The sequence below is a fragment of the Serratia sp. 3ACOL1 genome (assembly GCF_003668775.1).
GTDB classification, from domain to species: domain Bacteria; phylum Pseudomonadota; class Gammaproteobacteria; order Enterobacterales; family Enterobacteriaceae; genus Chania; species Chania fonticola.
Map to the genome: position 1 here is coordinate 5133372 of NZ_CP033055.1, position 18011 is coordinate 5151382.

Annotated in this window: 16 protein-coding genes; 2 read left to right on the top strand and 14 right to left on the bottom strand. The window is 56.8% G+C overall.

All coding sequences use genetic code 11. From position 1 onward, the window contains the following. Positions 1-167 precede the first annotated feature (167 nt). The 9 genes from ridA to argF all read right to left on the bottom strand — a co-directional run bounded on the left by ridA (position 168) and on the right by argF (position 8831). Entirely contained in the window at positions 168-554 is a 387-nt protein-coding gene (gene ridA, locus D9980_RS23295) for a 2-iminobutanoate/2-iminopropanoate deaminase (protein WP_024483413.1), read from the bottom strand. A 147-nt stretch (positions 555-701) separates the two neighbouring features. After that, complete coding sequence (gene pyrI / locus D9980_RS23300) at positions 702-1166, bottom strand: aspartate carbamoyltransferase regulatory subunit (protein WP_021807800.1); 465 nt, start codon at positions 1164-1166, stop codon at positions 702-704. 12 nt (positions 1167-1178) lie between these two features. Next, a complete protein-coding gene (gene pyrB / locus D9980_RS23305) occupies positions 1179-2114 on the bottom strand; it encodes an aspartate carbamoyltransferase (RefSeq protein WP_024483414.1) in 936 nt (311 codons plus the stop codon). Between the two features lie 348 nt (positions 2115-2462). Continuing rightward, positions 2463-3179 (bottom strand): ABC transporter ATP-binding protein, encoded by a 717-nt coding sequence (locus tag D9980_RS23310; RefSeq protein ID WP_121608554.1) that lies wholly within the window; start codon positions 3177-3179, stop codon positions 2463-2465. Then, the gene (locus tag D9980_RS23315) at positions 3166-4002 is read right to left on the bottom strand and encodes an ABC transporter ATP-binding protein (RefSeq protein ID WP_121608555.1); all 837 of its coding nucleotides are present in this window, start codon (positions 4000-4002) and stop codon (positions 3166-3168) included. The genes D9980_RS23310 and D9980_RS23315 overlap by 14 nt, the downstream gene beginning before the upstream one ends. Continuing rightward, a complete protein-coding gene (locus tag D9980_RS23320) occupies positions 3995-4816 on the bottom strand; it encodes an ABC transporter permease (RefSeq protein WP_024483417.1) in 822 nt (273 codons plus the stop codon). The genes D9980_RS23315 and D9980_RS23320 overlap by 8 nt, the downstream gene beginning before the upstream one ends. Beyond that, complete coding sequence (locus tag D9980_RS23325; RefSeq protein ID WP_121608556.1) at positions 4813-5865, bottom strand: ABC transporter permease; 1053 nt, start codon at positions 5863-5865, stop codon at positions 4813-4815. The genes D9980_RS23320 and D9980_RS23325 overlap by 4 nt, the downstream gene beginning before the upstream one ends. Positions 5866-5876: 11 nt before the next feature. After that, positions 5877-7445, bottom strand: coding sequence for an ABC transporter substrate-binding protein (locus D9980_RS23330; RefSeq protein ID WP_121608557.1), 1569 nt, complete (start codon positions 7443-7445; stop codon positions 5877-5879). 366 nt (positions 7446-7811) lie between these two features. After that, a complete protein-coding gene (argF, locus tag D9980_RS23335) occupies positions 7812-8831 on the bottom strand; it encodes an ornithine carbamoyltransferase (RefSeq protein ID WP_024485837.1) in 1020 nt (339 codons plus the stop codon). 162 nt (positions 8832-8993) lie between these two features. Here argF and rraB point away from each other — a divergent pair, with 162 nt between their 5' ends. Both rraB and miaE read left to right on the top strand, forming a co-directional pair. Next, complete coding sequence (rraB, locus tag D9980_RS23340) at positions 8994-9422, top strand: ribonuclease E inhibitor RraB (RefSeq protein WP_024485836.1); 429 nt, start codon at positions 8994-8996, stop codon at positions 9420-9422. A 44-nt stretch (positions 9423-9466) separates the two neighbouring features. Next, entirely contained in the window at positions 9467-10228 is a 762-nt protein-coding gene (gene miaE / locus D9980_RS23345) for a tRNA isopentenyl-2-thiomethyl-A-37 hydroxylase MiaE (RefSeq protein ID WP_121608558.1), read from the top strand. 5 nt (positions 10229-10233) lie between these two features. On the opposite strand, the gene D9980_RS23350 is transcribed toward miaE, so the two are convergent. The 5 genes from D9980_RS23350 to pepA all read right to left on the bottom strand — a co-directional run bounded on the left by D9980_RS23350 (position 10234) and on the right by pepA (position 17837). Continuing rightward, positions 10234-11841 (bottom strand): GMC family oxidoreductase, encoded by a 1608-nt coding sequence (locus D9980_RS23350; RefSeq protein WP_121608559.1) that lies wholly within the window; start codon positions 11839-11841, stop codon positions 10234-10236. A gap of 386 nt (positions 11842-12227) precedes the next feature. Beyond that, a complete protein-coding gene (locus D9980_RS23355) occupies positions 12228-12731 on the bottom strand; it encodes a GNAT family N-acetyltransferase (protein WP_121608560.1) in 504 nt (167 codons plus the stop codon). 172 nt (positions 12732-12903) lie between these two features. Then, the gene (locus D9980_RS23360; protein WP_121608561.1) at positions 12904-15780 is read right to left on the bottom strand and encodes a valine--tRNA ligase; all 2877 of its coding nucleotides are present in this window, start codon (positions 15778-15780) and stop codon (positions 12904-12906) included. Positions 15781-15794: 14 nt separating this feature from the next. After that, a complete protein-coding gene (locus D9980_RS23365) occupies positions 15795-16244 on the bottom strand; it encodes a DNA polymerase III subunit chi (RefSeq protein WP_021179113.1) in 450 nt (149 codons plus the stop codon). An 81-nt stretch (positions 16245-16325) separates the two neighbouring features. After that, complete coding sequence (gene pepA / locus D9980_RS23370) at positions 16326-17837, bottom strand: leucyl aminopeptidase (RefSeq protein WP_024486368.1); 1512 nt, start codon at positions 17835-17837, stop codon at positions 16326-16328. Positions 17838-18011 lie beyond the last annotated feature (174 nt).

Here is an 18011-nt window from a genome sequence, read left to right on the forward strand (position 1 = left end):
GGAGAACGCATCTTGGTAAAACCAGAACATTTGGCGAGCTTGTAGAACCCATCTAACTCGTGGCTTTGAACGAGAGTGATTTTGCGGATGAATGTTTCAGATTGATGATGACGAAAAAACAAACGGCCAGCAAAGGCTGGCCGTATTCGATCGCACCGGGTTGCCGATTAACGGCGAACGGCGATGGCTTCGATCTCGATTTTCACGTCTTTTGGCAAACGTGCTACTTCAACGCAAGAACGCGCTGGGAACGAGGCGTTGTGCTCGGTGAAGAACGCTTCATAGGCCGCGTTAACGGTAGCGAAATCGTTGAGATCTTTGACGAAAACGGTGGTTTTAACGATGTCGCCCACTTTCAGGCCTGCGGCTTCCACGATCGCCTTCACGTTGGCCAATGACTGACGCGCTTGATCGGCAACATCATCGGGTACGGCACCGGTTTTTGGATCGACCGGGATCTGGCCGGAAGTGATGATCATGCTGCCCAGGTCAACGCCCTGCACGTAAGGACCAATGGCGGCTGGCGCGAGTTCAGTGCTGATATTACGTGACATTTTTTCTCCTGATATCCTGTTGTTGTTCAAACGGCGAGTCGACCCGCCGTAAACTCACATGGACGCAGCATGCAGCGCCCTACGACGCACCATTATAAAGGGTACCCGCCAGATTAACAGCGGCATACCCTGGTAAAACGGAGGATTTTAGTCGGTCTGTAACACCACCTGATGATCGAACTCTTTCTCGCAGTAACGGCACTTGAGGTGCACTTCCCCTGCATGGGATTTGACGCTGAAACTGGATGCCACCGGTTCGCTGCGGCTGATGCAGTTGCTGTTCGGGCAGGTCAGCACGCCGTCGATATGATCCGGTAGGCTGAGCGTCAGTTTGCGCACCACTTCATAGTTATCGATACGGTTGACCGTAGCCTTGGGCGCGTACATCGCCAACTGGTTGGCCTGCTGCTCGGTCAGGAAGGTGTTCTCGATCTTGATCAAATCCTTGCGGCCCAGCTCTTTGGAGGGCAGGTTCAGGCCGATGGTGATGCGCTGATCGGTGGCGGTCAGTTTGAACAGCGAGAGCAGCTTAAAGCCGATTTGCGCCGGAATATGGTCGATCACCGTGCCGCACTTGATCGCTTCAACCTGGAGTTTGTTATCGTGAGTCATGACGGTTCCCCCTTAAAGAGCCAAATCTGCGTTTAAAACCAGTGCCAACAGCGCCTGACGGGCGTAAATACCGTTGCCTGCCTGTTGGAAATAGTGGGCATACGGTGTCTTGTCCACCTCAATGGCAATCTCATCGATGCGCGGCAGCGGATGTAGCACTTTCATGTTGTCACGGGCACCGGCCAGATCGGAAGCCCGCAGGATGAACTGCGCCTTCACGTTGGCGTATTCGGACGGGTCCAGGCGCTCTTTCTGCACGCGGGTCATATACAGAATATCCAGTTCCGGCACCACTTCTTCAATGCTGTTGTGGCGGCTGTAAGAGATGCCTTTTTCGTCCAGCATCTTCAGGATATAGCTCGGCATCGCCAGGGCATCTGGTGCGATGAAGAAGAAGTGGTTCCCTTCGTATTTTGCCAGTGCCTGGGTGAGTGAGTGCACGGTGCGGCCATATTTCAGGTCGCCGACCATGGCGATATTGATATTGCTCAGGCGACCCTGGGTTTCCTGGATGGTGAACAGATCCAGCAGCGTTTGGGTCGGGTGCTGGTTCGAGCCGTCACCGGCATTCAACACCGGGATACCGCCAGAGAATTCAGCGGCCAGACGGGAGGCGCCTTCCTGCGGATGACGCATTACGATGGCATCAACATAGGTGCTGATCACCGAGATGGTATCGGCCAGCGTTTCGCCCTTTTTGCCGAGGGAGGTGTTGCTGCTGTCGGAGAAGCCGACCACCGAAGCCCCCAGGCGCTGGATGGCGGTCTCAAACGACAGGCGGGTACGCGTAGACGCTTCAAAGAAGCAACTGGCGATCACCAGGTGTTTGAGCAGCTCCGGCTGCGGGTTAGCTTTCAGGCTGGCGGCGGTGCTGAGCACCAGCTCCAGATCTTCACGGCTGAGATCGTTAATAGAGATGATGTTCTTGCGATACAGCGGATTGGCCATGTTCACTCTCCTCGACTCGTGCCCTTGGCGCGGGGCTTTTCAATGTAATAGCAATGCTTTGGACAAAAAAAAGCCCCTCAACGAGGGGCTTTAAATGATGGTTCATGCAACAGGGGAAATAACGGCAGTTGCCCGCCGATTGGCTGGCGGTTTTGTCGAGTGTGGCGAACAAAACAAAGGTCGTTTTTCATGCTTTCTCCTGGCAAATTGTCGCGCATTATACTCGCGCTTTTTTTCTCTGCAAGGGTAAAAACACCACTTTTTGCGATTTCGCAATCGATTGGCTTGGAGATTACCGCTGCGAGTAGAACTCGGTGTCTGGTTGTTTGAGCATGTTGCCGGTAGCGCTTAATCCCGCATATGCTCACCGGCCTGTAAGGCATCCCGGTCGTAATGCTGCACGATGTGGCCGTTCTCCATCAGGGCGGCGCGTTCGGACATATGGGCGATCACGTCACCGTCGTGGCTGACCAGCAGATAGGTCATGCCATGCTCGCGTTTCAGGTGGTTGAGCAGGTTGAGGATCTCCGCCTGCACCGACATATCCAGTGCCGAGGTGGGTTCATCCAATAGCAGAAGCTTAGGCCGCAGCAGCAAGGCACGGGCGATAGCGACGCGCTGGCGCTGGCCGCCGGAAAGCTGGTGGGGATAACGCTGTGCCGTGGCCGCGCTCAGCCCTACCTGCCTCAAGGCTTCGTCAATCCGCGCCGTAATGTGTTTTTCACCGTGGATCTTTAACGGTTCACCCAGCGTACGGGTAATCTGGTGCTGCGGGTGCAGCGAAGCGTAAGGATCTTGAAACACCATCTGCACGTCGCGGCGTAACTGGCCGGTGAAGCGTTGCAGTGGTTGCAAGGTCTGACCGAGCAACCGTATTTCGCCACGCCATTCACGTTGCAAACCGGCCAGCACGCGCAGCACGGTGGACTTGCCACAGCCGGAAGCGCCAATCAGGCTGAAGGTTTCCCCCGCCTCAACGGCAAAGCTCACTGACTCCACGGCGATCTTATGGCCGTTGCCCTGCGGGAAGCTGACCTGCAAATTTTCAATTTCAATCAGCGCCATGTTCACTCCGGGTAAAATCGATGCTGCGATCCAGCACCGGCAGATCCTGGCCGTAGGTGCTGGCATTAGGACGGCAGGCCCACAGCGTGCGGGTGTAAGGATGGGTCGCTAGCGGCAGGTTGGCCGCGATCCCCTGATCCACCAGTTTTCCCTGATACATCACCAACACCCGATCGCAACGCTCGGCCACCAGCGGCAGATCGTGGCTGATCAGCAACAGCCCCATGTTACGGCGCGTGGTTTGTTCGACGATCAGATCGAGGATCTGATTACGCAATCTGGCATCCAGCGCCGAGGTTGGCTCATCGGCAATCAGCAGTTGCGGATCGTTGACCAGCGCAATCGCCAACATCGCGCGTTGCCCCATACCGCCGGAAAGCTGGCCGGGGTAGCTGTGATACAGGCTCTCCGGTAAGCCGACGGCGGCCAGTGAGTTCAGCACCCGCTCATGGCGATCGGCCCGGGTCAGTGCGTTATGCAGCACCAGGGATTCTTCAATCTGCTTACCAATGCTGCGCACTGGATTCAATGCGTAGCGCGGATCTTGCAGCACCATGGCAATTTTGGCGCCGCGTACCTCGTTCCATTGGCGTGGCTGAAGCTTCAGTAAATTGGTCTCACGATAGTGCAGCTTATCGGCGGTGACGATGCCCGGCTTACGCACCAGCCCCATCAGGGCGCGGGCGGTCATGGATTTGCCAGAGCCGGATTCCCCCACCAGCGCCACTTTCTCCCGGCCAATGCTGAAAGAAAGGCTATCCACCACTTTGTGGCCGTTAAATTCGATACTCAGGTTCTGTGCTGCCAGCAGTGGTTCAGTCATGATGCGGATCCAGTAAGTCGCGCAGGCCGTCGCCCAGCAGGTTAAACGCCAGGCTGCTGATCAGGATCGCGCAGCCAGGGATCGCGGCGATCCACCACTGATCGAAGATCACTTGCATCCCGTCGGCTACCATCGATCCCCATTCCGCCATCGGCGGTCGGGCACCCAGCCCCAAGAATCCCAGACCGGCAGCGGCCAGAATAATCCCCGCCAGATCCAAAGCCAGGCGAACGACGGCAGAGGGTAGGCACATGGGCAGAATATGGCCCCACAGCAGGCGCGGCCCCTGAATGCCCATCATCTCGGCGGCGGCCAGGTAGTCGCTTTTACGCAGCAGTTGGATCTCGGCTCTGGCCTGGCGGGCATAGGCGGGCCAGGTGGTGAGTGCTAACGCCAGCGCGCCATTAACCAGCCCAGGGCCGAGCATCGCCACAAAGGCGAAGGCCAGGATCAGCCGTGGCATCGACATGACCACGTCGGTAAAGCGCATCAGCACTCGCTCCAGCCAGCCGCCGTAATAGCCGGATAGTACACCAATCAGCAGGCCGAGCGGCAGGGTGATGGCCGTGACCAGCAGCACCAGCCCAAGGGTTGGCCGGGTGCCGTAGATCAGGCGTGAAAGCACGTCGCGGCCATAGCTGTCGGTGCCAAGCCAGTGGCCAGCCCCCGGCGGTAATAAGCGGTTGGCGGCGTTTTGCCAGTTGGGATCAACAGGTGCCAACCAAGGCGCGAACAGCGCTATCAACACCAGTAACAGCAGAATGGTGGCTCCGCAGGTGGCGGAAGGCGAACGTTTAAGTAGCGTCATGGTCATTGGCGCGCCCTCGGATCGAGCAAGCGCACCAGCAGGTCGGTGAGATTGTTGATAATTACAAAGCACAGGCCGATCAGCAGCGTGCCGCCCATAATGGCGGTGGTGTCCCCGGCAAATAGCGCAGTGGTCAGATAGCGGCCAATGCCTGGCCAGGAGAACACGGTTTCGGTCAGAACCGCCCCCTCCAGCATGCTGGTATAAGCTAGGGCGATCACCGTCAGCAGGGTACCGCTGATATTGGGCAGTACGTGGCGGAACATGATGCGCATCTCGCTGGCCCCTTTGGCGCGCGCCAGGGTGATGTACTCTTTATTCAGTTCGCTCAGGCAGGCGGAACGAGTCAGGCGGGTAATGCTGGCTAACGAATAATAAGCCAGCAGGCAGACCGGCAGCACCAGATGTGCCAACGCATTGCGCACGGCTCCTGCATCGCCGGAAAGCCAGGTATCAATCAGCGCGAAGCCGGTTTTGGCCTCCACGGTGTATTGGTAGATATCGTCTAACCGCCCCGGCCCGGCGCTCCACTGTAGCTTGGCGTAGAACAGCAACAGCATCAGCAGCCCCAGCCAGAAGATGGGTACCGAGTTACCGAGCAGGGTAATAAAACGTACGCCGATATCCAGCTTGCTGCCGGCAAAACGCGCACACAAGACGCCTGCCAGCACGCCGAGCGGGGCACCAATCACCAACGACAGCGTGGCCAATTCCAACGTGGCCGGGAAGGCATGCAGCAAATCCAGCAACACTGGCTGGCCGGTGGCGCTGGCGGTGCCGAGATCGCCATGGGCCAGTCGCTCCAGATAGTGCCAGAACTGCACCGGCAAAGAGCGATCCAGGCCAAGCTGCTGTTTTACCTGCTCATAGGTGGCAGCGCTGGCGTGATCGCCGACGATCTGCAACACGCGATCTACTGGCGACAGCGCAGACAGTAAGAAGGTGATCAACAACAGGCCGAACAGGGTCAGCGCCAGCGTGAGTAGCCCCTGCGCCAATCTCCAAAGACGACGCCGGGAACTACTTACCGGCGTGGATTTTATTGCTACCGACATGACAATCCTGATTATTTGCTAACGCGATCGTAATAGACCATATCCGCATTCAGGCCCTGTTGATAGCCTTTGACGTTATCGCGCAGCACCACCTGCGTTTTGGCCTGATCGATAAACACATACGGCGAGCTACGCTGTAATTCCTGCTGCATGGCGGTATAGAGCGCGGTGCGTTTGGCTGGATCGGCCTCTGCGACTGCTGCCAGCGTTTGTTTGCTCAACTCAGGGATCTGCCAACTGTTCAGCCCGGCTACCGTGCTGCTTTTGTCATCGTTATAGGCGAAGGCGCTGGCGTTAGAGTGCGCATCGAAGTAATCCGGGATCCATAGGCGGATCGCTGCCTGATGCTGCTTGGCGCGTACGCGGGCATAGACCTGGCTACCGGCGGCAGGCAACAGATCGAGCTTCACGCCACCTTGGGCAAAGCTGGCCTGTAGCGACTGAGCTATGGTGATAAACGGCGGTTTGTTTTCCACGTCCAGCGTCAGGCTGGCGTTGGTGATCCCGGCTTTTTCCAGGATCGCCTTGGCTTTGGCCGGATCGAAGCTGAACGGGTTATCTTCCAGCGCCCCCGGCAGGCCGACCGGCAGGAAGCTTTGATGGACGAAGTATTGCCCTTTCAGCAGATCTTTGGTGATGCCCTGATAATCCACCAGATAGCGGGCCGCCTCCCAGAAGGCCGGGTTCTTCAGCAGCGGGTTGGCGGTATTACCGGTGTTGAACACCAGATAGTTTTGCTCGGCGGAAGGGATTTCCAGCACCTTCACACCCGCCTGGCTTTTCAGCGCGGCGGTTTGATCTGGGCCGAGTTCACGCGCCACGTCGGCATCCCCTTGCTGGATCAGCAGGCGGCGCGCGCTTGGGTCTGGCACGTTCTTGATGATGATGTTGCTCAGCAGTGGCTTATCGCCCGGTGAGGTTGGGTTGGCGTCCAGCACGATCGCCTGATGCGGCTGGTAAACCCGCATCTTGAACGGGCCGCTGCCCGCAGAGTGCATCTTCAACCAGGCATTGCCAAAGTCATCACTCTTCACGTTGGGCTGCACGGCTTTACTGTCGACGATTGAGGCGATCGGCGTCGAGAGGATATTCAGGGCAACCGCCGGGCTGACGTCTGCCGTCCAGCTTAGTTGCACGGTATGGTCGTCGATCTTTTTCAACTGCTGTTCGATATTGTCCGGCTGCCAGCCGAGCACGTTGAGGATAAACGCCGGTGACTTGTTCATCTTTACCGCGCGGGTATAAGAGAAAATCACGTCGTCGGCGGTCAGCGGGTTACCGGAGGAAAACGCTGCCTGTGGGCGCAGCTTGACCGTCAGGGTCTTGGCGGCGGCATCATCCTGCCAGCTTTCCGCCAGTACCGGGATCACCTTGGCCGGATTATCACGATCGGCCTGCACCAGACGCTGATAGAGGCTGGGCACGGTCTGAATGCTGGAAAGCTCATTGGCCTCCGCCGGATCCAGGCTGACAATATCATCCAGTGACTGCACCACCACCAGCGTATTCGGCGGCGTGGCGGCCAGTGCAGTGGTGGAGAGGGCGGCAAGAATAAACAGCGGCAAGACTTTGGCTTTCATAGACGTTTTCCCTTAAATGTGCCGGTAAACCAGAACGGAGAAGAGGTTGTTCTCATTAGTTTTTTACGGCATTTCCGCCGCCAGAATGCCACGGTAGAACGTTGGTAAAAAACAGGCAAAGGCCAATAAGTTATTAACAATAACGAAAAAGACTATAGAGCCAGAAGGGGGGATTAACCAGAATAAACGAGACTGCTGACAAACCCTCACCGGGCTTACAATGTAGGGGCGCTGCATGCTGCGCCCGTCTTGATAATCAATGGGTTAGAAAATACTGGTATAGGTAGATCCCGACCAATTCAGCAATATTGCCACTTTGTCAGCAATCTGAACCCTTCTATAAGAAGGGTTTTTGGAGAGAGCGATTTACAGGGTTTTGCTCAGCGTGGCGACCATCACTGCCTTGATAGTGTGCAGGCGGTTCTCTGCCTGATCAAACACGATGCTGTGCTCCGACTCGAACACCTCGTTGGTCACTTCCATACCGCCGTGCATACCATACTGCTCGGCCATCTGTTTACCCAACGTGGTTTGATCGTCATGGAATGCTGGCAGGCAGTGCAGGAACTTCACCTGTGGGTTGCCGGTCAGTTTCACCATCGCCATATTCACCTGATACGGCCTGAGCAGGGCAATCCGCTCCTGCCAGACTTCTTTGGCTTCTCCCATCGAGACCCAAACGTCGGTATACAGGAAATCGGCACCTTGCACGCCTTCGGCAATATCTTCCGTCAGGGTGATTTTACCGCCGGTCTGCTGTGCCAGCGCCTGGCATTCTGCAACCAGCTCGGCTTGCGGCCAACAGGCCTTCGGCGCGACCAACCGCAGGTCCATGCCCACCAGCGCGGCGGCTTCCAACAGGGTGTTGCCCATATTGTTACGTGCATCGCCAATGTAGGCGAATTTCACCTCGCTCAACGCTTTCCCCGGCAGGTGTTCACGCACGGTGAGCAGATCTGCCAGCAACTGAGTTGGGTGGAACTCATTGGTCAGGCCATTCCAGACTGGCACGCCAGCGTGTTCTGCCAAGGTTTCCACCAGGCACTGGCCAAAACCGCGATATTGAATACCGTCGTACATCCGGCCCAGCACGCGGGCGGTGTCTTTCATCGACTCTTTGTGGCCGATCTGGCTGCCGCTTGGGCCAAGGTAGGTCACCTGAGCGCCCTGATCGAATGCGGCAACTTCGAAAGAGCATCGGGTACGGGTGGAGTCTTTTTCGAAGATGAGCGCAATGTTCTTGCCTTGCAGATGGCGGGTTTCCTGGCCTTGCTTTTTGGCCTGCTTCAAATCGGCGGCCAACTGCAGCAAAGACTGGATCTCACTGGGGGTAAAATCCATTAATCTCAAAAAGTGACGACTGTAGAACGGGTTCATCTGGCTCATCTCCGTAAATCCCTATCGTTTTGATTGAATTTAAATTCACTTTATATGTATGAATATTCAATTTCAACCCCGAAGCAGAAATCTTTCACGTTTATCGTGGCAGCGGTGACAGCGGTGTGTGAAAATAGAAGTAACGAAGCCCATTTTATTGAGGATAGAGGCATGGCAAACCGCGAATTGCTGGAAGAACAACGTGAAGAAACCCGCCTGATCATCGAAGAACTGCTGGAAGACGGCAGCGATCCGGATGCGCTCTACACTATCGAGCACCATTTCTCTGCCGAAAAGTTTGAAGTTTTGGAGCAGGCCGCCGTGGAAGCCTTCAAGCTGGGCTACGAAGTGACCGATGCCGAAGAGCTGGAAGTGGAAGATGGCTCCATGGTGATGTGCTGTGACGTGATCAGCGAAGTTGCGCTGAATGCCGAGCTGATCGACAGCCAGGTAGAACAACTGGTGGCACTGGCAGAAAAATGCGGTGTCAATTACGACGGTTGGGGCACCTACTATGAAGATCCGAACGGTGAAGAAGGCGACGACGAAGAAGAAGACGGCGACTTTATCGATGAAGACGACGACGGCAAACGTCATTAATTAAATCCTGCGGGCTGGCGCAAGCTGGCCCCTGATAGAACCCGATGAAATACCAATCTCTGTTATCCCCGATTTTAAACTTCCTGCACTGTGAAACCCCGGATGGATGGATCGAAGCGGCCCATCGCCCGGAAAACCTGCCACTGTTGCTGACCGACCACCTGGTATGCGAGCTGAAAGCGGCGCAGACCGGCATGTGGCTGATCCGCCGCTATGTGGCCGATAAAGAGAGTGGCGATGCCCTGTTGGCGCTGCTGAGGCCCTATGAGGCGTTTGTGCACGAGGCGCAGGAAGTACCAGAAGAGCTGTTCCGTCAGAGCGCGTTTACCAGGAAGATCCTACCGAAGAATGGCTCGGCCTATGGCCAGGATCTGGTCGACAAAATGGTGTTGTTGATCAAAGAAGAGCTGCATCACTTCTCGCAGGTGCTGGAGATCATGCAGGCTCGACAGATCCCTTATAGAAAGATCACCGCCAGCCGCTATGCCAAAAGCGTGATCCGCGAGGTGCGCACTCACGATCCGGCCACTCTGATCGATAAGCTGATCTGCGGCGCGTATATCGAGGCCCGCTCCTGCGAACGCTTCGCCAAGCTGGCCCCGTTCCTGGACGATGAGCTGAACCGGTTTTACGTCTCGCTGCTGCGTTCTGAAGCCCGCCATTACCAGGATTACCTGACGCTGGCAGAGCAGATTGCCGGCGGCGATATCAGCGAACGCGTGGCGTTTTTTGGCCAGTTGGAGGCGGAACTGATCCGTTCACCGGACACCGAGTTCCGCTTCCACAGCGGCGTGCCGGTGGCGTGAGGGGATTACAGCATTTCCCCTAATATCAAATCCACCGCCTTCTCGGCCAGCATAATGGTTGGGGCATTGGTGTTGCCGCTGGTGACCTGCGGCATCACCGAACAGTCGACCACCCGCAGGCGTTCAAAGCCATGCACTCGTAGCTGCAAGTCGGTCACCGAGTCCTCCGTATTTTGCCCCATACGGCAACTGCCCACCGGGTGATAGACGGTCTTGCAGAAGTTACGCACAAACTCCTCCATCTGCGCCTCATCGTTCACCCACGCCGGTTGTGGCATCAGCAGATCTTTAATCAGCGGCTTGAGAGAGGTGGTTTCCAGGAAGCGCAGGCCAAATTTCACCGCGCGAATGCTGCCCGCCAGATCGTCTGGATGACCAAGGTAGTTGGCCTGGAGCTTGACCGGATCGGCAGGGTTGCGGCTACGTAGCTGCACCTGACCACGCGCTTTGGGTTGCAGATAGCCGACCTTGAGCGACATGCCGTGGATCGCCGGTAGCGGTTCGCCGGGCACGTCGTCCCAACTGTCCAGTATCGGCAGGAAATGCACCTGTACGTCTGGCCTGCCATTGCCCAGGGAGTCTGCAAAGGCGGCACCCTCCAGTACGTTAGAGGTCAAGACGCCGCTGCGAAACGCCAGCCACTCGGCACCGTGGCGCAGCGCCTGCAAGCCCCGATCGGCACCGAACAGGCTGACAGGTTCACGGGTGCTGACGTTAATCGACATATGCAGGTGATCGTGGAAGTTTTTGCCCACCGGCAGATCGGCCAGCGGCGTAATACCCAACTGCTCCAGATGTTCGCGCGGACCAATGCCGGACAGCATCAGGATCTTCGGTGAGCCAATCGCCCCGGCGCTGAGGATCACTTCCTGGCTGGCGTGGGCGACGATCTCATTGCCACCGTTCAGGCTGTAGACCACTCCAGTTGCCACGTTGTTTTCGAACGTGACGCGATGCACCAGCGCGTTGAGTTTCACCACTAGCCGCGAGTTATCGCGCACGGCTTGCAGATAGGTGCGGGAGGTGCTGGCGCGTTCTCCATTGTGGGTGGTGGTTTGGTAGAACCCTACGCCGTGTTGGCTAGCGCCATTAAAGTCGTTGCGATAGGGCAGGTCCAACTCCTGGCCCGCGCGGATAAATGCCATGCTGAGTGGATGGCGATAACGGTTCTCGCTGACGGGCAACAACCCTTCGGTGCCGTGATATTCATCCGCCAGGCTTTCATTGGCTTCTGCGCGTTTAAAATAGGGCAGTACGTCCTGATAGCTCCAGCCGGTACAGCCATACTGTTGCGCCCAGCCGTCGTAATCCTGCGGTTGGCCACGCAGATAGATCATCCCGTTGACCGAGCTACTGCCACCCAGCACCTTGCCCTGGGCGATTTGCATGCGGCGGTTATTGGCGTGCGGCTCTGGCTCGGTTTCATACGGCCAGCTTTTTTTGGCGATGATCTTGGCGACCCCGGCGGGCATTTTGATAAACAGATTATTGTCGTCGCCACCGGCTTCCAGCAGCAGGATGCGGGCCTGAGTACGGCGGATGAGTTGGGCTGCCAGCACGCAACCCGCCGAGCCTGCGCCAACAATGATGTAATCGAAGTTATTTTCTGACATGACCGTTCCCTGTGCGTGATGGTTGGAGACTGTCATGGCAGAGTAACTCAGAGGAAGGGGAGGTCAATTTACGATCGTTAATTTATTAATGAATATCACAATAAATTTACATTACAGAACTGAGCATCAGTTTAACTGTTTGAAATATAAAATTACAGTGCGAATTTTTGAATAATGTTGATGTTAATAATTTTTGTGTGAGTGATGTGTTCTCTCCCTCACCCCAACCCTCTCCCCAAGGAGAGGGAGCCGATAGGCGCAGTTGTCAGGTAAAGAAGTTAATTGGTAACAGGGGGATATCGAGGGTGTATACCGTAATTAAATTGTGGCACATTCGGTCCCCTCTCCCTGTGGGAGAGGGTTAGGGTGAGGTGCCATTGCGGCGGTTAAAGCGTCTTCAGCATGGTGACTTCGCAGTCGCCGTGGCCGGTATTGCCCATGGCACAGTCGATATGCTCAAAACCAAGATGTTCATACAGACCGATCGCCTGCTGCAACGTGGCGGTCGTTTCCAGATAACAACGGCCGAACCCCTGCTGGCGGGCAAACTCCAGCGCCTGCAGCGCCAGGCGTTTTGCCAAACCTTTGCCACGCAGCACCGGCAGGAAATACATTTTCTGTAATTCGCAAACGTCGATCTCACCGCCCTGCAGCGGCGCAACGCCACCACCACCGGCAATCTGACCGTCTATCTCCACCACCCAGTAGGCACTGCGCGGTTGGCTATAGAGTTGGTATAAAGCGTCCAGATTGGGATCGGAAACGGTATAGCCTTTATCCGCCGTCAGGCCATGCTCGGCGGAGACTTCGCGAATGACGTGAGCAATAGCGGCATTATCGTCGGCCGTGATTGGGCGCACCAGAAGGCGCACTGGGGTGGCTGTTGTCATGTTTACACTCACCATCAAAGGGAACCTGAGGGGACCCGGAATTTCGTTGTTATTACGGAATGCACCGCATCAATAATACTTTGTAATAACACTTAAGCCTGGCTCTTGGCAATGCCGATAAAAAAACAGCGGGGAAAAATCACCCGCTGTTTTTGATCGGTAGTTTGCAGAATTACAGTGCGGCGATAGTCGCCTGCTGTTCCTGTAGCTTCAGTTTGCCTTCTTTGCAGGCTGCCAGACGCTCACGCTCTTTGGCCACCACCGCTTCCGGTGCGCGAGCCACAAAGCCTTCGTTGGACAGCTTGCCTTCGATAGACGCAATCTCACCATCCAGCTTGCCCATCTCTTTCGACAGGCGCGCGATTTCCGCATCCTTGTCGATAAAGCCTGCCATCGGGATCAGCAGTTCGGCACCGTCGACCAGCTTGGTGACTGAAACCGGGCCTTTCTCGCCTGCAGGCAGCAGGGTGATCGAGCTCAGGCGCGCCAGGCGTTCGATAAAGCTCTGGTTTTCCTGCACACGACGTTGGGCATCACCGTTGGCGTTACGCAGCAGCACTTCCAGCTGTTTGCTTGGCGCAATGTTCATCTCGGCACGGATGTTACGCACCGCGATGATCGCCTGCTTGATCCACTCCAGATCGTTCAATGCCTGCTGGTCTTCCAGCGCGGCGTCGAAGGCCGGGAACGGCTGCAGCATGATGGTGTCTGCGGTTTCACCGGTCAGAGGCTTGACGCGCTGCCAGATGGTTTCGGTGATAAATGGAATGATTGGGTGCGCCAGGCGCAGCAACGCTTCCAGCACGGTGATCAGCGTATTACGTGTGCCACGCTGTTCCGCTTCGCTGCCGTTGATCACGACCGGTTTGGTCAATTCCAGATACCAGTCGCAGAACTGGTTCCAGGTGAATTCGTACAGGATGCTCGCTGCGATATCGAAGCGATAGGTGTCCAGCGCCTCACGGTAGGCTTTCACCGTGCGGTTGAATTCTGCCAGGATCCAGCGATCGGCCAAGGAGAGCTGCATTTCGCCACCGTTGAAGCCGCAGTCGTGCGCTTCGGTGTTCATCAGTACAAAGCGGCTGGCGTTCCACAGCTTGTTACAGAAGTTGCGGTAGCCTTCCAGGCGCTTCATATCCCAGTTGATGTCACGGCCGGTGGAGGCCAGTGCTGCCAGGGTAAAGCGCAGGGCGTCGGTGCCGTGCGGTTCGATGCCGTTCGGGAACTGCTTCTCGGTGCGCTTGCGGATTTTCTCTGCCAGCTGCGGCTGCATCATGTTGCCGGTACGTTTTTCCAGCAGGTCTTCCAGCGAGATACCGTCAACCATATCCAGCGGATCGATGACGTTACCCTTCGACTTGGACATCTTCTGCCCTTCGTCGTCGCGGATCAGGCCGGTCATGTATACGGTTTTGAACGGAACCTGTGGTTTGCCGTTTTCATCTTTGACGAAGTGCATGGTCAGCATGATCATGCGGGCAATCCAGAAGAAGATGATGTCGAAGCCGCTGACCAGCACACTGGTCGGGTGGAAGGTCTTCAGATCCGGGGTCTGCTCTGGCCAACCCAAGGTCGAGAAGGTCCACAGGCCGGAGGAGAACCAGGTATCCAGCACGTCTTCGTCCTGATTCAGTGCCACGTCGGCACCCAGGTTGTTTTCGCGGCGCACTTCTTCTTCGGTGCGGCCAACGTAGACTTTGCCTTCGGCGTCGTACCAGGCCGGGATGCGGTGACCCCACCACAGCTGACGGGAGATACACCAGTCCTGGATATCGCGCATCCAGCTGAAGTACATGTTTTCGTACTGCTTAGGCACGAACTGGATCTCACCTTGCTCAACCGCTTCAACCGCGACTTTCGCCAGCGGTGCGGTACGCACGTACCATTGGTCGGTCAGCATTGGCTCGATAACCACGCCGCCACGGTCGCCGTAAGGTACGGTCAGATCGTGAGGTTTGATCTCTTCCAGCAGGCCGAGTTCGTCAAAGGCGGCAACCACGGCTTTACGAGCAGCGAAACGCTCCAGGCCACGGAACTGCGCTGGCAGCTCGCCGCTGTAGGCGGTGCTGGCTTCGCCCAGGGTGTCGAACACCTCGGCCACTTCGAGGATGTCACCGTCGAAGCTCAGGATGTTGATCATCGGCAGGCCGTGACGCTTACCCACCTCATAGTCGTTGAAGTCGTGCGCCGGGGTGATTTTCACGCAGCCGGTGCCTTTCTCCATATCGGCGTGCTCGTCACCCACGATGCGGATGCGGCGGCCCACCAATGGCAGAATGATCTCTTTGCCAATCAGATCCTTGTAGCGTGGATCTTCCGGGTTTACCGCTACGCCGGTATCACCCAGCACGGTTTCCGGACGGGTGGTGGCAACCACCAGGTAGTCTTTGCCTTCCGCCGTTTTTGCCCCATCGGCCAGAGGATAGCGCAGGTGCCACATGGAACCTTTGGACTCGCGGTTTTCCACTTCCAGATCGGAGATGGCGGTGCGCAGTTTTGGATCCCAGTTCACCAGGCGTTTGCCACGGTAGATCAGGTCTTCTTTGTACAGGCGGACAAACACTTCTTTCACCGCGTTGGACAGGCCTTCATCCATGGTGAAGCGCTCGCGCTCCCAATCCACGGAGTTGCCCAGACGGCGCATCTGGCGGGTGATGGTGCCGCCGGACTCGTCCTTCCACTGCCAGATTTTATCGATGAACGCATCGCGGCCATAATCATGGCGAGTTTTATTTTCTTCTGCGGCGATCTTGCGCTCAACCACCATCTGGGTCGCGATACCGGCATGGTCGGTACCGGCTTGCCACAGGGTATTTTTACCCTGCATGCGCTGGTAGCGGGTCATGGTGTCCATGATGGTCTGCTGGAACGCGTGGCCCATATGCAGGCTGCCGGTAACGTTCGGCGGCGGGATCATGATGCAGAAACTTTCCTGGCTGGTATCGCCATTCGGTTTGAAATAGCCCTGGCTTTCCCAGTGATCGTACAGCTTCTGTTCGATCTGGGTTGGGTCATAGGCGGTATCGAGATCGGTGTTGGTCTTTTCCATTTTTATTTCAAGGTTCAGTTAGTTGGCGGCGTGGCCGTGGTCAAATGGAAGCCGACGCTGCGATAGGCTTTGTAACGTTCGCGCGCCAACTGTTTCAAGGTGTCTTCGTAAGGGACGAAGTCTACCACTTCATGGAAAGCAGTAGCAAAATCTGCAAACTGCGGCAGCAGGGCGATCAGCAGATCGCGCGGGGCATTGCCGCGTTTACCTGGCCAGCACAGCTCGACCGGGGCGCCAAAGTTTGGCCCTTCGCCTGCGAGATTATGCGGCACAAATTGGTGTGGCTCACGTTGCCACAGGGCTTCGTCAAGCCGCTGGGCCTGCTCCTGGCTTTCACAGGCGATCAGCACCCGCTTGCCAGCGCGCCATCTTTCGGCGGCAACGGCACAGGCCACAGCCTCGTGTGCACTGAGCGCACCAGCGGGTTCTGCGTGTTCAAGAAGGTAGAACGTTGCCTGTTTCATGATTCAATTCACCGTGGCCAAAAAATGTAAGGGCACAGCGTGCTGTGCCCTCGGTGATTATACCTGAATTACCGCGCGGATTTAATCGTCGCCGTTTAGACCAGCACGATTGAGCAGGAACTGCGCCAGCAGGGCTACCGGGCGGCCAGTGGCTCCTTTGGCCTTGCCGGAGCGCCAGGCGGTACCGGCGATGTCCAGGTGCGCCCAGCTGTACTTGCGGGTAAAGCGTGAAAGGAAGCACGCGGCGGTGATGGCACCACCTGGGCGGCCGCCGATGTTGGCCATATCCGCAAAGTTGGAATCCAACTGCTCGTAATACTCATCGCTCATCGGCAAGCGCCACGCACGGTCACCCGATTGCTCGGAAGCGCCGATCAGTTCGTGAGCCAGCGGGTTGTGGTTCGACATCAGGCCGGTGATGTGGTGGCCCAGTGCGATCACACAGGCACCGGTCAGGGTGGCGATATCAATCACCAGCTCTGGCTCGAAGCGTTCCACATAGGTGAGGGTATCGCATAGCACCAGGCGGCCTTCGGCGTCGGTGTTCAGCACTTCTACCGTCTGGCCCGACATGGTGGTCAACACATCGCCTGGGCGATAGGCACGTCCGCCCGGCATGTTTTCACAGCCAGCCAGCACGCCGATCACGTTCAGCGGCAGGTTGAGCTCCGCCACCACACGCATGACGCCGTACACGGTTGCCGCACCGCACATGTCGTATTTCATCTCGTCCATGCCGTCGGCCGGTTTGATCGAGATGCCGCCGGAGTCGAAGGTCAGCCCTTTGCCTACCAGCACGATCGGCTTAGCGTCCGGGTTAGGATTTCCCTTATATTCCATCACCGACATCAGCGATTCATTTTGCGAACCGGCACCGACCGCCAGATAGGCGTTCATCCCCAGCTCTTTCATCTGCTGTTCGCCGATGACGCGGGTGGTGATGTGGGTGCTGAAGGCGTCTGCCAACTGACGTGCCTGTGAGGCCAGATAACCGGCGTTACAGATGTTTGGTGGCATATTGCCGAGATCTTTGGCGGCCTTGATGCCGGAAGCCACGGCCAGGCCGTGCTGGATGGCACGTTCACCGCTGGTCAGTTCGCGGCGGGTTGGCACGTTGAACACCATTTTACGCAGCGGGCGACGTGGCTCCACCTTGTTGCTCTTCAACTGATCGAAGGTGTAGAGCGTTTCTTTGGCAGTTTCTACCGCCTGGCGCACCTTCCAGTAAGTATTGCGGCCTTTGACGTGCAGCTCGGTCAGGAAGCAGACGGCCTCCATGGAACCGGTGTCGTTAAGGGTATTGATGGTTTTCTGGATCACCTGCTTGTACTGGCGTTCATCGAGCTCGCGCTCTTTGCCACAGCCAATCAGCAGGATGCGTTCGGAGAGAATGTTCGGCACATGGTGCAGCAGTAACGTCTGCCCGACTTTGCCTTCCAGTTCGCCCCGGCGCAGTAGTGCGCTGATATAACCATCACTGATTTTGTCGAGCTGTTCTGCGATAGGTGACAGGCGGCGTGGTTCGAAAACACCTACTACAATACAGGCGCTGCGCTGTTTTTCCGGGCTACCGCTTTTTACACTGAACTCCATGCACTCTCCTGAATCTTAAAGACAACGGCGAAAGCTACGGCTAGAATGACCTACTCCGCCAAGATCTTCCGTCATTGAGTTAACTAACTAGGTTAACCTGAACGGCGTAAACGTTCTGTTTTGGCTACTATAGGTCTGTTCCTATAGGATGACCAAACAGCTTGATGTTCTAAT

Bases quoted from the DNA above. Each gene is read 5' to 3' on its own strand.
- ridA (WP_024483413.1), bottom strand. From the start codon at position 554: ATGTCACGTAATATCAGCACTGAACTCGCGCCAGCCGCCATTGGTCCT.
- pyrI (WP_021807800.1), bottom strand. From the start codon at position 1,166: ATGACTCACGATAACAAACTCCAGGTTGAAGCGATCAAGTGCGGCACG.
- pyrB (WP_024483414.1), bottom strand. From the start codon at position 2,114: ATGGCCAATCCGCTGTATCGCAAGAACATCATCTCTATTAACGATCTC.
- D9980_RS23310 (WP_121608554.1), bottom strand. From the start codon at position 3,179: ATGGCGCTGATTGAAATTGAAAATTTGCAGGTCAGCTTCCCGCAGGGC.
- D9980_RS23315 (WP_121608555.1), bottom strand. From the start codon at position 4,002: ATGACTGAACCACTGCTGGCAGCACAGAACCTGAGTATCGAATTTAAC.
- D9980_RS23320 (WP_024483417.1), bottom strand. From the start codon at position 4,816: ATGACCATGACGCTACTTAAACGTTCGCCTTCCGCCACCTGCGGAGCC.
- D9980_RS23325 (WP_121608556.1), bottom strand. From the start codon at position 5,865: ATGTCGGTAGCAATAAAATCCACGCCGGTAAGTAGTTCCCGGCGTCGT.
- D9980_RS23330 (WP_121608557.1), bottom strand. From the start codon at position 7,445: ATGAAAGCCAAAGTCTTGCCGCTGTTTATTCTTGCCGCCCTCTCCACC.
- argF (WP_024485837.1), bottom strand. From the start codon at position 8,831: ATGAGCCAGATGAACCCGTTCTACAGTCGTCACTTTTTGAGATTAATG.
- rraB (WP_024485836.1), top strand. From the start codon at position 8,994: ATGGCAAACCGCGAATTGCTGGAAGAACAACGTGAAGAAACCCGCCTG.
- miaE (WP_121608558.1), top strand. From the start codon at position 9,467: ATGAAATACCAATCTCTGTTATCCCCGATTTTAAACTTCCTGCACTGT.
- D9980_RS23350 (WP_121608559.1), bottom strand. From the start codon at position 11,841: ATGTCAGAAAATAACTTCGATTACATCATTGTTGGCGCAGGCTCGGCG.
- D9980_RS23355 (WP_121608560.1), bottom strand. From the start codon at position 12,731: ATGACAACAGCCACCCCAGTGCGCCTTCTGGTGCGCCCAATCACGGCC.
- D9980_RS23360 (WP_121608561.1), bottom strand. From the start codon at position 15,780: ATGGAAAAGACCAACACCGATCTCGATACCGCCTATGACCCAACCCAG.
- D9980_RS23365 (WP_021179113.1), bottom strand. From the start codon at position 16,244: ATGAAACAGGCAACGTTCTACCTTCTTGAACACGCAGAACCCGCTGGT.
- pepA (WP_024486368.1), bottom strand. From the start codon at position 17,837: ATGGAGTTCAGTGTAAAAAGCGGTAGCCCGGAAAAACAGCGCAGCGCC.